Genomic DNA, 14381 nt, shown 5'->3' on the forward strand with positions numbered 1-14381 from the left:
GGGCTTCGCTCAGCCCTGCGGGGGCGGCGGCAGGAGCGGGCGGATTTCGATCGAGCCGGTCTTCGCGATCGGCAGCTTCCTGGCCCAGGCGATGGCGGCGTCGAGGTCCGGCACATCGATCATGTAGAGGCCGCCCAGCTGTTCGCGCGTCTCCGCGAAGGGGCCGTCATGCACGGTCCGGCCGTGCGGGCCGACGCGCACGGTGGTCGCCGTGTCGCTGCGCCTCAGCCCGGCCCCGCCGACAAAGACACCGGCCTGACCCAGCTCTTGGCCGAAGGCCATGTGAGCCTGGAGGATGTCGCGCCAGGCCTGGCCGCTCTCGCCATCCGGATAGGACTCAGCCTCGGGCTCGTGGATCAGAAGGACGTACTGCATGGTCAGTCTCCATGGGTCGCCGGCCGGACCATCCGAACCTTAGCGATATCCCGAAGACGTGCGAGAGGCCCGCGAAACGACAGCCCGCACAAACTTTCTGCGAATCCTCCGGATGGCGTAGGCTCCCGCCATGGCCCAGCTTGTCCTTTCCGATGTCGATGAGGCGGTGCTCGCCCGTCTGGAAGCGCGTGCGGCCCGGCATCGCACGTCTGTGGAGGAGGAGGCGCGCCGGGCGCTGACCGAGAGCGTCAGCCAGGACTTTGCGGCCATCATCGCCCGATTTGACGCCTTCGTCGCCGCCCTGCCGCCCGAGCCGGAGGCCGGCGCCCGGTGAGCCTCGTGGTGGATTCCTCGGTGGTGCTGAAGTGGGTGCTGCCCGAGCCGGGGCGCGAGCGCGCCCTCGCCCTCATCGGCGAGAAGGCTCTCTTCGCACCGGACCTGTTGCTGGTGGAATGCGCCGACGTCCTCGCCGTCCGCGCCGAGCAGGGGCGGATGAGCAACGCCCAGGCCCAGGCCGGGCTGCGGTTGATCCGCAGCGTCGCCGGCCTGCTGGTGCGGCCCGGCGAACCCTATGTCGAGGCGGCCCAGGCGCTGGCGCTGGAGCTGCGCCAGAGCGCCCACGCCTGCCTCTACCTGGCCATGGCCCTGGCCGAGGGGCGCAAGCTGGCCACCGCCGATGTCGCCTTCGCCGAGGCGGTCGAGGCGCACGGCGTTCACGCCCGGGTGCTGCGGCGTCTGGACTGAGCCCGGTTTCCGGCCCGAGGGCTTTATTTCGCCACGAAAGCGAGTATAGGGGACGGCTCCGCATACTCTGACAGAGTCCGCGCGAAAGCGCCGAGGCCCGGTTTGTCGCCCTCCGACCGGTGCGAAGGCGCGCTCCTCCCCAAGGGAGCCGACAATTCCAGGTGTCCTGGCCCGGCTGCGGGTCGAGGGTGGACGCCGAGAAACGAAGCCGCGAGTCGTCCGGGAGGACGGGGCGCGGTCGCTGCTGCATTGGACGCGGGGCTCCCCCACCCCGCGCATTGGGAAGACAGAATGGCCAAGACCCTCGACGATCTCGCCCTCGCCGGTCAGATCGATCTCGCCACGTCGTTCACGGGCAAGAAGCGCATTCGCAAGTCGTTCGGGCGTATCCCCGAGGCGGTGCGCATGCCGAACCTCATCGAGGTGCAGCGCGCCTCCTACGAGCAGTTCCTGCAGCGTGAGGGCCGGCCCGGCCAGCGCATCGACGAGGGCATCGAGGCGGTCTTCAAGTCGGTCTTCCCGATCAAGGACTTCAACGAGCGCGCCGTGCTCGAGTACGTCTCCTACGAGTTCGAGGAGCCGAAGTACGACGTCGACGAGTGCATTCAGCGCGACATGACCTATGCGGCGCCGCTGAAGGTCAAGCTGCGCCTGATCGTGTTCGAGGCCGACGAGGAAACGGGGGCCCGGTCGGTCAAGGACATCAAGGAGCAGGACGTCTACATGGGCGACATCCCGCTCATGACGGACAAGGGCACCTTCATCGTCAACGGCACCGAGCGGGTGATCGTCTCGCAGATGCACCGCTCGCCGGGCGTCTTCTTCGATCACGACAAGGGCAAGACCCACGCCTCGGGCAAGCTGCTGTTCGCCGCCCGGGTGATCCCGTACCGCGGCTCGTGGCTGGACTTCGAGTTCGACGCCAAGGACATCGTCTACGTCCGTATCGACCGCCGCCGGAAGCTGCCGGCGACGACCTTCCTCTATGCCCTGGGCATGGACGGCGAGGAGATCCTGCGGACCTTCTACGAGACCGTCCCCTACGAGAAGCGTGGCGACACCTGGGTCACGCCGTACAAGGCCGAGCGCTGGCGCGGGGTGAAGCCGGAGTTCGATCTGGTCGACGCCGACACCGGCGAGGTCATCGCTCCGGCCGGCCAGAAGATCAGCGCCCGCGCCGCCAAGAAGCTGGGCGAGACGGTCACCTCGCTGTCGCTCGCCGCCGACGCCCTGCTGGGCAAGTACCTCGCCGCCGACGCGGTCAACATGCAGACCGGCGAGATCTACGCCGAGGCCGGCGACGAGCTCGACCAGGCCACGATCAACGTGCTGGAGGAAAACGGCTTCTCGACCATAGACGTGCTCGACATCGACCACGTCACCGTCGGGGCCTACATGCGCAACACGCTGCGGGTCGACAAGAACACCGGCCGCGAGGACGCCCTGTTCGACGTCTACCGCGTGATGCGTCCGGGCGAGCCGCCGACGCCGGAAGCGGCGGACAGCATGTTCAACAGCCTGTTCTTCGATTCCGAGCGCTACGACCTGTCGGCCGTGGGCCGGGTCAAGATGAACATGCGCCTCGAGACCCCCGAGGTGGGCGATGAGGTGCGCGTGCTCCGCAAGGACGACGTGCTCAAGGTGCTGCAGATCCTCGTCGGCCTGAAGGACGGCCGCGGCGAGATCGACGACATCGACAACCTCGGCAACCGTCGCGTCCGCTCGGTCGGCGAACTGCTCGAGAACCAGTACCGCGTCGGCCTGCTGCGCATGGAGCGGGCGATCAAGGAGCGCATGAGCTCGGTCGATATCGACACGGTCATGCCGCACGACCTGATCAACGCCAAGCCTGCGGCGGCCGCGGTGCGCGAGTTCTTCGGCAGCTCGCAGCTGTCGCAGTTCATGGACCAGACCAACCCGCTGTCGGAAATCACCCACAAGCGGCGTCTGTCGGCCCTCGGCCCGGGCGGTCTGACCCGCGAGCGCGCCGGCTTCGAGGTGCGCGACGTCCACCCGACCCACTACGGCCGGATCTGCCCGATCGAGACGCCGGAAGGCCCGAACATCGGCCTGATCAACTCGCTGGCCACCCACGCCCGGGTGAACAAGTACGGCTTCATCGAGAGCCCGTACCGCCGGGTGAAGGACGGCAAGGCCACGGACGAGGTGGTCTACATCTCGGCCATGGAAGAGGCGAAGCACGTCATCGCCCAGGCCAACATCGAGCTGAAGGCCGGCGAGATCGTCGAGGACCTGGTCCCTGGCCGGATCAACGGCGAGTCGACCCTGATCCCGCGCGCCGACGTCGACATGATGGACGTGTCGCCCAAGCAGGTGGTGTCGGTGGCTGCGGCCCTGATCCCCTTCCTTGAGAACGACGACGCCAACCGCGCGCTGATGGGCGCCAACATGCAGCGTCAGGCCGTGCCGCTGGTCGAGGCGGACGCGCCGCTGGTCGGCACCGGCATGGAAGCCGTCGTCGCCCGCGACTCCGGCGCCGTGGTCGTGGCCCGCCGCGACGGCGTGATCGAGCAGATCGACGGCACCCGCATCGTCGTGCGCGCCACCGGCGACCTCGAGGCCGGCCGCTCGGGCGTGGACATCTACCGCCTGTCGAAGTTCCAGCGCTCGAACCAGTCGACCTGCATCAACCAGCGCCCGATCGTGCGCGTGGGCGATGAGGTCAAGGCCGGCGACGTCATCGCCGACGGCCCCTCGACCGAGCTGGGCGAACTGGCGCTGGGCCGTAACGCCCTCGTCGCCTTCATGCCCTGGAACGGCTACAACTTCGAAGACTCGATCCTGATCTCCGAGCGCATCGTGCGCGACGACGTCTTCACCTCGATCCACATCGAGGAGTTCGAGGTCATGGCCCGCGACACCAAGCTGGGGCCGGAAGAGATCACCCGCGACATCCCCAACGTCGGCGAGGAAGCCCTGCGCAACCTCGACGAGGCGGGCATCGTGGCCATCGGCGCCGAGGTCCAGCCGGGCGACATCCTCGTCGGCAAGGTGACGCCGAAGGGCGAAAGCCCGATGACGCCGGAAGAGAAGCTGCTGCGCGCCATCTTCGGCGAGAAGGCTTCGGACGTCCGCGACACCTCGCTGCGTCTGCCGCCGGGCGTGGCCGGCACCATCGTCGACGTGCGCGTGTTCAACCGTCACGGCGTCGACAAGGACGAGAGGGCCCTGGCCATCGAGCGCGCCGAGATCGAGCGTCTCGGCAAGGACCGTGACGACGAGCTCAAGATCCTCGAGCGCAACGTCTACAGCCGTCTGCGTCCGCTGCTGGTCGGCAAGACCGCCGTGTCGGGTCCGAAGGGCCTCGGCCGCGGCGAGATCACCGAAGAGAAGCTGGCCGACCTGTCGCGCGGCCTGTGGTGGCAGATCGCCCTCGACGACGAGAAGGCGATGGGCGAGCTCGAGGCCATGAAGCGGTCGTTCGAGGACGCCCGCAAGGCGCTGGACCGTCGCTTCGAGGACAAGGTCGAGAAGCTGCAGCGCGGCGACGAACTGCCCCCGGGCGTGATGAAGATGGTCAAGGTCTTCGTCGCGGTGAAGCGCAAGCTGCAGCCGGGCGACAAGATGGCCGGCCGTCACGGCAACAAGGGCGTCATCTCCAAGATCCTGCCGATCGAGGACATGCCGCACCTTGAGGACGGCACTCCGGTCGATCTGGTGCTCAACCCGCTGGGCGTGCCCTCGCGGATGAACATCGGCCAGATCTTCGAGACCCACCTCGGCTGGGCCGCCGCCGGCCTCGGCCGCCAGATCTCCGATCTGCTGGAAGCCTGGCAGAACGGCGGGCAGAAGACCGCCCTGGTCGAGCGCCTGACCCAGATCTACGGCCCGGAGACCCCGCTGCCGGAGACCGAGGACGAGCTGGTCGAGCTGGCCCGCAACCTGTCCAAGGGCGTGCCGTTCGCCACCCCGGTGTTCGACGGCGCCCACATCTCGGACATCGAGCGCCTGCTCGAGGAAGCCGGGCTGCACCGCTCTGGCCAGTCGATCCTGATCGACGGCCAGACCGGCGAGCAGTTCAAGCGTCCGGTCACCGTCGGCTACATCTACATGCTGAAGCTGCACCACCTCGTGGACGACAAGATCCACGCCCGCTCGATCGGCCCGTACTCGCTGGTCACCCAGCAGCCGCTGGGCGGCAAGGCGCAGTTCGGCGGCCAGCGCTTCGGCGAAATGGAGGTGTGGGCGCTCGAGGCCTACGGCGCCGCCTACACCCTGCAGGAGATGCTGACGGTGAAGTCGGACGACGTGGCCGGCCGGACCAAGGTCTACGAGGCCATCGTCCGTGGCGACGACAGCTTCGAGGCCGGCATCCCCGAGAGCTTCAACGTGCTCGTCAAGGAAATGCGGTCGCTGGGCCTGAACGTGGAGCTGGAGAACGGGTGATTGAGTGGCGAGTGGCGAGTGACGAGTGGCGAGCAAGCCCCGTCACTCGCTGCCGCCGAATTCTCGCCACTAACCACTCGCCACTACTTTTTTCGCGGCCCCTGCGCCGCAGAAGGAACTGACAAGATGAACCAGGAAGTCCTGAACATCTTCAATCCGGTCCCGGTCGCTCCGACCTTCGACCAGATCCGTATCGCCCTGGCCTCGCCGGAGAAGATCCGCAGCTGGTCGTTCGGCGAGATCAAGAAGCCCGAGACCATCAACTACCGCACGTTCAAGCCCGAGCGTGATGGCCTGTTCTGCGCCCGCATCTTCGGTCCGACGAAGGACTACGAGTGCCTGTGCGGCAAGTACAAGCGCATGAAGTACAAGGGCATCATCTGCGAGAAGTGCGGCGTCGAGGTCACCCTGGCCCGCGTCCGTCGCGAGCGCATGGGCCACATCGAGCTGGCCTCGCCGGTCGCTCACATCTGGTTCCTGAAGTCGCTGCCGTCGCGTATCGCCCTGATGCTCGACATGGCCCTGAAGGACGTCGAGCGCGTCCTGTACTTCGAGAACTACATCGTCACCGAGCCGGGCCTGACCCCGCTGAAGCAGAACCAGCTGCTGAGCGAGGACGACTTCTACCGCTACCAGGAAGAGTTCGGCGACGACGGCTTCACCGCCGAGATCGGCGCCGAGGCCGTGCGCAACCTGCTGATGGCCATCGACCTCCACGCCGAGGCCGAGAAGCACCGCGCCGAACTGGCCGACAACCCGTCGGAGATGAAGGCCAAGAAGGCGTCCAAGCGCCTGAAGCTGATCGAGGCCTTCCTCGAGAGCGGCAACAAGCCCGAGTGGATGATCCTGACGGTCGTGCCGGTCATCCCGCCGGAACTGCGCCCGCTGGTGCCGCTGGACGGCGGCCGTTTCGCCACCTCGGACCTGAACGACCTCTATCGCCGGGTCATCAACCGTAACAACCGCCTGAAGCGCCTGATCGAGCTGCGCGCGCCGGACATCATCATCCGCAACGAGAAGCGGATGCTGCAGGAAGCCGTCGACGCCCTGTTCGACAACGGCCGTCGCGGCCGGGTCATCACCGGCGCCAACAAGCGGCCCCTGAAGTCGCTGGCCGACATGCTGAAGGGCAAGCAGGGCCGCTTCCGCCAGAACCTGCTCGGCAAGCGCGTCGACTATTCGGGCCGTTCGGTCATCGTCGTCGGTCCGGAGCTGAAGCTGCACGAGTGCGGCCTGCCCAAGAAGATGGCGCTCGAGCTGTTCAAGCCGTTCATCTACGCGCGCCTGGACGCCAAGGGCCTGTCGGGCACCGTCAAGCAGTCCAAGCGCATGGTCGAGCGCGAGCAGCCGCAGGTCTGGGACATCCTCGAGGAGGTCATCCGCGAGCACCCGGTGCTGCTGAACCGCGCCCCGACCCTGCACCGCCTCGGCATCCAGGCCTTCGAGCCCAAGCTGATCGAGGGCAAGGCCATCCAGCTGCACCCGCTGGTCTGCGCCGCCTTCAACGCCGACTTCGACGGCGACCAGATGGCCGTGCACGTCCCGCTGAGCCTCGAGGCCCAGCTGGAAGCGCGCGTGCTGATGATGTCGACCAACAACATCCTGTCGCCCGCCAACGGCAAGCCGATCATCGTGCCGTCGCAGGACATCGTCCTGGGCCTGTACTACCTGTCGCTGGTCAAGGACGGCGAGCCGGGTGAAGGCAAGCTGTTCGCCGGCGTGGGCGAGATCGAGGCGGCGCTCGACGCCGGTGTCGTGACCCTGCACACGCGCATCAAGGCGCGCTGGACCGAGCTCGACGCCGAGGGCAAGGCGGTGACCAAGGTCATCGACACCACCCCGGGCCGGATGAAGCTGGGCGCCCTGCTGCCGAAGAACCCGAACATCGGCTACCGCCTGCTCGAGAAGAACCTGACCAAGAAGGAGATCGGGAACCTGATCGATCAGGTCTACCGGCACTGCGGTCAGAAGGCGACGGTCATCTTCGCCGACCAGATGATGGCGCTGGGCTTCCGCGAGGCGGCCAAGGCGGGCATCAGCTTCGGCAAGGACGACATCGTCATCCCGGCCAAGAAGCTGGACATCGTCGAGGAGACCCGCACCCAGGTCGAGGAGTACGAGCAGCAGTACGCTGACGGCCTCATCACCAAGGGCGAGAAGTACAACAAGGTCGTCGACGCCTGGGCCAAGGCCACCGACCGGATCGCCGACGCGATGATGGGCGAGATCGCCCAACCGCGCGTGCTGCGCGAAGGCCGGACCCCCGAGATCAACTCGGTGTTCATGATGGCCAACTCCGGCGCCCGGGGCTCGCAGGCCCAGATGAAGCAGCTGGGCGGCATGCGCGGCCTCATGGCCAAGCCGTCGGGCGAGATCATCGAGACCCCGATCGTCTCGAACTTCAAGGAAGGCCTGACCGTTCTCGAGTACTTCAACTCGACCCACGGCGCGCGCAAGGGCCTGGCCGATACCGCGCTGAAGACCGCCAACTCGGGCTACCTGACCCGCCGTCTGGTGGACGTGGCGCAGGACTCGATCGTCACCGAGGAAGACTGCGGCTCGACCCGCGGCATCACCCTGCGGGCGGTGGTCGAGGGCGGCGACGTGCTCGTGTCGCTGGGCCAGCGCGTGCTGGGCCGCTACAGCGCCGAGGAGATCAAGGAGCCCGGCACGGACAACGTACTGTTCCCGGCCGACACCTATCTCCAGGAGGAGGAGATCGAGGTGCTCGAGGCGGCCGGCGTCCAGGCGGTCAAGGTCCGTTCGGCCCTGACCTGCGAGGCCGAGGCCGGCATCTGCGGCATGTGCTACGGCCGCGACCTGGCGCGCGGCACCAACGTCAACATCGGCGAGGCCGTGGGCGTCATCGCCGCCCAGTCGATCGGCGAGCCGGGCACCCAGCTGACGATGCGGACCTTCCACATCGGCGGCACCGCCCAGGTGGCCGAGACCTCGTTCTTCGAGGCGACCAACAGCGGCGTGGCCAAGGTCACCGGCCCGACCGTTCTGGCCGCCCACGGCGACCTCGTGGCCATGAGCCGCAACGTCGTGGTCACCATCTCGGTCGACGGCAAGGACCGCGAGACCCACAAGGCCCCCTACGGCGCGCGCCTGCGCATCAAGGACGGCGACGAGGTCAAGAAGGGCCAGCGTCTGGCCGAGTGGGACCCCTACACCACCCCGATCCTCACCGAGGTCGGCGGCCCGGTCCGCTTCGAGGACCTGGTGGACGGCCTGTCGGTCAAGGAAGAGACGGACGAGGCCACCGGCATCGCCCAGCGCGTCGTTTCCGACTGGCGCGCCAGCCCGCGCGGCTCGGACCTGCGTCCGGCCGTCGGCGTCATCGCCGGCGACAGCTACGCCCGTCTGGCCTCGGGGGCGGACGCCCGCTACCTGCTGCCGGTCGGCGCCATCCTGTCGGTCTCGAACGGCGATGAGGTGAAGCCCGGCGACGTGCTCGCCCGCCTGCCCACCGAGGGGGCCAAGACGCGCGACATCACCGGCGGTCTGCCGCGGGTGGCCGAGCTGTTCGAGGCCCGTCGTCCGAAGGACTGCGCCGTCATCGCCGAGATGGACGGCCGGGTCGAATTCGGCCGCGACTACAAGAACAAGCGCCGCATCAAGATCACCCCGGAAGTCAACGCCGACGGCGTCCAGGGCGAGGCGGTCGAGTTCCTGATCCCCAAGGGCAAGCACATCTCCGTCCACGACGGCGACCTGATCCAGAAGGGCGACTACATCATCGACGGCAACCCGGATCCGCACGATCTGCTGCGTATCCAGGGCGTCGAGGCCCTGGCCGAGTACCTCGTCAACGAGGTGCAGGAGGTCTATCGACTGCAGGGCGTGCCGATCAACGACAAGCACATCGAGGTGATCGTTCGCCAGATGCTGCAGAAGGTCGAGATCCTCGACTCCGGCGAGACCACCCTCATCAAGGGCGATCACGTCGACAAGGCCGAGGCCGAGCTCGAGAACGCCAAGGTTGAGAAGCGCGGCGGTCGTCCGGCGACGATGCAGCCGGTCCTGCTCGGCATCACCAAGGCGTCGCTGCAGACCCGCAGCTTCATCTCGGCGGCGTCGTTCCAGGAGACTACCCGCGTCCTCACCGACGCCTCGGTCAACGGCAAGATCGACACGCTGGAAGGCCTCAAGGAGAACGTCATCGTCGGCCGCCTGATCCCGGCCGGCACCGGCGCCTACCTCCGCGCCCTGCAGAAGATCGCCAACACGCGCGATGCGGAACTGACCTCGGCCCGTGAAGCCGCGGTCGAGCCGCTCCCCGCCGACCTGGCGGCCGAACTGGAGCACTCGGAGGGCTGATCGCCTCCTGAGTATTGAGTTGAACAGGGGCGGGGCCGGAAACGGTCCCGCCCTTTTTCATGCCCCGTCCGCTACTGCGGGGCGGACCGGCCGCTGCGGACGAAGTTCTCCTCCGGGCGCTGGTACTGCGAAGGCAGGTGGGCTCCGGCGCAGGTGCTGCGCAGGTTGCCGCCCACGCAATCAGGCGAGGCCCCGCTGACACCCACCCCGCCGGAGGGGCCGCGCCGTCGCGCCTCGTATTGCGCCAGCGCCCGGGCCCCCTCGGCGGCGAAGCGGGCGTCGCGGCGGGCGTCGCCGCTGCCGGTGATCGGGGCGGCGCGGGCGGCGGCCGTTCCGAAGGCCTCGTCGCAGGCCTCGCGCTCGGCGGCGGTGAGGCTCTCGCGGCGCAGGCGGCAGCCGACGCCGCTGTTGCGCAGGGCGCGGGCCATGCGATCGCCTGTCGCTTCCGGCTGGACGCTCCAGTCGCGCGGCACGGCGACGCCGGCGGGCGCCTCGGGCGCCTGAAAGGCGCGGTCGGTTTCCTCCTCGGGGCGCAGGCGCACCCGGGGCGCTTCGGGGCGGCTGGCCGCGGGTCGGCCGGCGGCGGGGTCGGGCAGGGGGACCGCGGCGGCGGCCGGCGGGCGCGGCCGCTCGTCGGGCAGCAGCGGCCGCGGCGCGATATCGAGCAGGACGACGGGCTGCTCCCGGACGATGACGGGCGGCGGACCGACGATCCAGCGCAGGCTCAGCGGCCCCAGCACGGCCAGATGCAGCAGCACGGACGCCGCCAGCAGCGCCCCGGCGCGCCGGCGCGCCGCCTGCTCTCCGACCCCTGCCGCCATCGTCCCTCCCGATCGCCGCCAGTCGAACGGCAAAAGGCGGCGACTTTCGGGCCGTCTCCCCATCGTCCGCCCGCCGCCCGCCCGCCCTTGACCCGCGGGCCCTTCGCGCGTAGACACCGCGCACTTTCGAGCGGGGCGTTCGCGTCCTGCCGGGGTGACAAGCGACGCCGGGCTGTGTCCCGCCTGAACGCCCGAAGCGCGCGTTCAGGCGATTGGCATTGTCCGGCCGCCTCGCTCTCGCGAGGCGGGGGCTGAACGCCCGAAGCGCGCGTTCAGGCCTTTGCGTTTGTCCCTCCGGCCTCGAAATCCACCCGGGACGGCCCGCCGTCCGAAAAGAAGGCCAACGAGGCGCCCCGGCCGAAAGGCACACGCCTCCCTCGATCGAAGAAAGAGACGCGTTCGAATGCCCACGATCAACCAGCTGATGCGCAAGCCGCGCAAGCCCAAGCCGACCCGCAACAAGGTGCCGGCGCTCGAGGGTTCGCCGCAGCGTCGCGGCGTCTGCACCCGGGTCTACACCACGACCCCGAAGAAGCCGAACTCGGCGCTTCGTAAGGTGGCCAAGGTCCGTCTCGCCAAGAACGGCTATGAGGCGGTGTGCTACATCCCCGGTGAAGGCCACAATCTGCAGGAGCACTCGGTGGTCCTGATCCGCGGCGGCCGCGTGAAGGACCTTCCGGGCGTTCGCTACCACATCCTGCGCGGCGTGCTGGACACCCAGGGCGTCAAGGACCGCAAGCAGCGCCGTTCGCACTACGGCGCCAAGCGTCCGAAGTAAGCTTCACGCGCGAACCAGTTTCAAGAGGATACATCCATGTCCCGTCGTCACCGCGCCCAGAAGCGTGAAGTCCTGCCGGATCCGAAGTTCGGCGACCTGGTCGTCACCAAGTTCATGAACTACGTCATGTACGAAGGTAAGAAGGCCGTCGCCGAGAACATCGTCTACGGCGCTTTCGACATCCTGGCCGAGAAGAAGAAGGACCAGACCGCGGTCGAGACCTTCCATTCCGCGCTCGAGAACGTCGCCCCCTCGGTCGAGGTGCGCTCCCGCCGGGTCGGCGGCGCCACCTACCAGGTGCCGGTCGAGGTCCGTCCGGACCGCCGCCGCGCCCTGGCCATCCGCTGGCTGGTCAACGCCGCCCGTAACCGGGGCGAGAACACCATGACCGAGAAGCTCGCCGCCGAGCTTCTGGATGCGGCGAACAATCGCGGCACCGCCGTCAAGAAGCGCGAGGACACCCACAAGATGGCCGAGGCCAACCGCGCCTTCTCGCACTACCGCTGGTAAGCGAGGGGCCCGGTCCCCATCTAAGGCTATCCGGCGCGGGCGGTTTGAGCTAAATCGCCCGCGCCGTCGCATCCGACTTTCCAGACGAATTCCCACCGGCCGCCGCGGCGTCCGGACCTTCCTTTCAGGCACGCTCCCAAGGCCCGTATCATGCCCCGCACGCACAAGATCGAAGACTACCGCAACTTCGGGATCATGGCCCACATCGACGCGGGCAAGACCACGACGACCGAGCGGATCCTCTATTACACCGGCAAGTCCCACAAGATCGGCGAAGTCCACGACGGCGCCGCGACCATGGACTGGATGGAGCAGGAGCAGGAGCGGGGGATCACCATCACCTCGGCCGCCACGACCGCGTTCTGGAACGGCAAGCGCCTGAACATCATCGACACCCCCGGCCACGTGGACTTCACCATCGAGGTGGAGCGTTCGCTGCGCGTGCTCGACGGCGCCGTGACCGTGCTGGACGGCAACGCCGGCGTGGAGCCGCAGACCGAGACCGTCTGGCGTCAGGCCGACAAGTACAACGTCCCGCGCATCATCTTCGTCAACAAGATGGACAAGCTGGGCGCCGACTTCGACAAGTCGGTCGAGTCGATCCGTGACCGCCTCGGCGTCAAGGCCGTGCCGATCCAGCTGCCGGTCGGCCAGGAGTCGGACCTGAAGGGTCTCGTCGACCTGGTCCGCATGAAGGCGGTCATCTGGGACAACGACGGCCTCGGCGCCTCCTTCCACGACGAGGAGATCCCGGCCGATCTGGTGGAGAAGGCCAACGCCGCCCGCCAGTACCTGATCGACAACGCCGTCGAGCTCGATGACGAGGCCATGGAAGCCTATCTCGAGGGCAACGAGCCGTCGGAAGAGACCCTGAAGAAGTGCCTCCGCAAGGCGGTGCTGACCGGCGCCTTCTACCCGATCCTGTGCGGCTCGGCGTTCAAGAACAAGGGCGTGCAACCGCTGCTCGACGCCGTCGTCGACTACCTGCCGTCGCCGATCGACATCCCGGCCACCCCGGGCATCGACTTCAAGACGGAAGAGCCCGTCACTCGCAAGGCCTCGGACGACGAGCCCCTGTCGGTTCTCGCCTTCAAGATCATGGACGACCCGTTCGTCGGCTCGCTGACCTTCTGCCGGATCTACTCGGGCAAGATGGAAACCGGCATGGGCCTGCTGAACTCGTCGCGCGACAAGAAGGAGCGCGTCGGCCGCATGCTGCTGATGCACTCGAACAACCGCGAGGACATCAAGGAAGCCTACGCCGGCGACATCGTCGCCCTGGCCGGCCTGAAGGAAACCCGCACCGGCGACACCCTGTGCGACCCGCTGAAGTCGCCGGTCATCCTCGAGCGCATGGAGTTCCCGGCCCCGGTGATCGAGATCGCCGTCGAGCCCAAGTCGAAGGCTGACCAGGAGAAGCTGGGCGTGGCCCTGGCCAAGCTGGCCTCGGAAGACCCGTCGTTCACCGTCTCGACCGACCACGAGTCGGGCCAGACCATCCTGAAGGGCATGGGCGAGCTGCACCTCGACATCAAGATCGACATCCTGAAGCGCACCTACAAGGTCGAGGCCAACATCGGCGCGCCGCAGGTGGCCTATCGCGAGAGCCTCTCGCGCAAGACCGAGATCGACTACACCCACAAGAAGCAGACCGGCGGTACGGGTCAGTTCGCCCGCGTCAAGCTGGTGTTCGAGCCGGGCGAGCCGGGCTCGGGCTTCGTGTTCGAGAGCGCCATCGTCGGCGGCGCCGTGCCGAAGGAGTACATCCCGGGCGTCGAGAAGGGTCTGACCTCGGCCAAGGAAAACGGCCTGCTGGCCGGCTTCCCGCTGATCGACTTCAAGGCCACCCTGATCGACGGCGCCTTCCACGACGTCGACTCGTCGGTGCTGGCGTTCGAAATCGCCTCGCGCGCGGCCTTCAAGGAACTGCGTGAAAAGGGCGGCCCGAAGCTGCTCGAGCCGATCATGGCCGTCGAGGTCGTGACGCCGGAAGAATACCTGGGTTCGGTCATCGGCGACCTCAACGGTCGTCGCGGCATGATCCAGGGCCAGGACATGCGCGGCAACGCCACGGTGGTGAACGCCTTCGTGCCGCTCGCCAACATGTTCGGCTATGTGAACACCCTGCGCGGCATGTCCCAGGGCCGGGCCCAGTTCACCATGCAGTACGACCACTACGATCCGGTGCCGCAACACGTCGCCGACGAAGTGATCAAGAAGTATTCCGCCTAAACCCCTGAAACTTTAAGGAACGCCCCTGTTCAGGGGACGGAGAGAAGAGAATGGCCAAGGAAAAGTTCGAACGCACGAAGCCGCACTGCAACATCGGCACGATTGGTCACGTTGACCACGGCAAGACGACGCTGACGGCGGCGATCACGATGACGCTGGCGAAGGCGGGCGGCGCCAAGGCGATGGCCTAT

10 protein-coding genes are annotated in these 14381 nt (G+C 67.7%); 8 read left to right on the forward strand and 2 right to left on the reverse strand.

Annotated features, from left to right (window positions below):
- Positions 1-9 precede the first annotated feature (9 nt).
- Positions 10-375, reverse strand: a complete 366-nt coding sequence (locus tag VGN74_RS14535) for a YciI family protein (protein WP_327449446.1) — start codon at positions 373-375, stop codon at positions 10-12.
- A 130-nt stretch (positions 376-505) separates the two neighbouring features.
- Between VGN74_RS14535 and VGN74_RS14540 the strand changes: the two genes are divergently transcribed.
- From VGN74_RS14540 to rpoC, 4 genes are all read left to right on the forward strand, one after another.
- On the forward strand, positions 506-709 hold the full coding sequence (locus tag VGN74_RS14540; RefSeq protein ID WP_327449447.1) for a FitA-like ribbon-helix-helix domain-containing protein: 204 nt from the start codon (positions 506-508) through the stop codon (positions 707-709).
- Entirely contained in the window at positions 706-1119 is a 414-nt protein-coding gene (locus VGN74_RS14545) for a type II toxin-antitoxin system VapC family toxin (protein WP_327449448.1), read from the forward strand. Before VGN74_RS14540 ends, VGN74_RS14545 begins: the two co-directional genes overlap by 4 nt.
- Before the next feature lie 291 nt (positions 1120-1410).
- Positions 1411-5526 carry a DNA-directed RNA polymerase subunit beta gene (gene rpoB, locus VGN74_RS14550; RefSeq protein ID WP_327449449.1) on the forward strand — a complete coding sequence of 1372 codons (4116 nt, stop codon included), beginning with the start codon at positions 1411-1413 and terminating at the stop codon, positions 5524-5526.
- 126 nt (positions 5527-5652) lie between these two features.
- On the forward strand, positions 5653-9849 hold the full coding sequence (gene rpoC / locus VGN74_RS14555; RefSeq protein WP_327449450.1) for a DNA-directed RNA polymerase subunit beta': 4197 nt from the start codon (positions 5653-5655) through the stop codon (positions 9847-9849).
- 71 nt (positions 9850-9920) lie between these two features.
- Here rpoC and VGN74_RS14560 read toward each other — a convergent pair whose 3' ends face one another.
- Complete coding sequence (locus tag VGN74_RS14560; protein WP_327449452.1) at positions 9921-10670, reverse strand: hypothetical protein; 750 nt, start codon at positions 10668-10670, stop codon at positions 9921-9923.
- A gap of 403 nt (positions 10671-11073) precedes the next feature.
- On the opposite strand from VGN74_RS14560, the gene rpsL reads away from it, so the two are divergent.
- From rpsL to VGN74_RS14580, 4 genes are all read left to right on the forward strand, one after another.
- Positions 11074-11448: a 30S ribosomal protein S12 gene (rpsL, locus tag VGN74_RS14565; RefSeq protein ID WP_292263323.1), complete on the forward strand. Its 375-nt coding sequence runs from the start codon at positions 11074-11076 to the stop codon at positions 11446-11448.
- Positions 11449-11484: 36 nt separating this feature from the next.
- A complete protein-coding gene (rpsG, locus tag VGN74_RS14570) occupies positions 11485-11958 on the forward strand; it encodes a 30S ribosomal protein S7 (RefSeq protein WP_298276635.1) in 474 nt (157 codons plus the stop codon).
- Between the two features lie 150 nt (positions 11959-12108).
- Positions 12109-14190, forward strand: coding sequence for an elongation factor G (gene fusA / locus VGN74_RS14575; protein ID WP_327449459.1), 2082 nt, complete (start codon positions 12109-12111; stop codon positions 14188-14190).
- Between the two features lie 50 nt (positions 14191-14240).
- A partial coding sequence (locus VGN74_RS14580; RefSeq protein ID WP_240007774.1) for a GTP-binding protein occupies positions 14241-14381 on the forward strand: 141 nt, incomplete at its 3' end.

It is taken from the genome of Brevundimonas sp. (genome assembly GCF_035998205.1).
Classification (GTDB): Bacteria; Pseudomonadota; Alphaproteobacteria; order Caulobacterales; family Caulobacteraceae; genus Brevundimonas.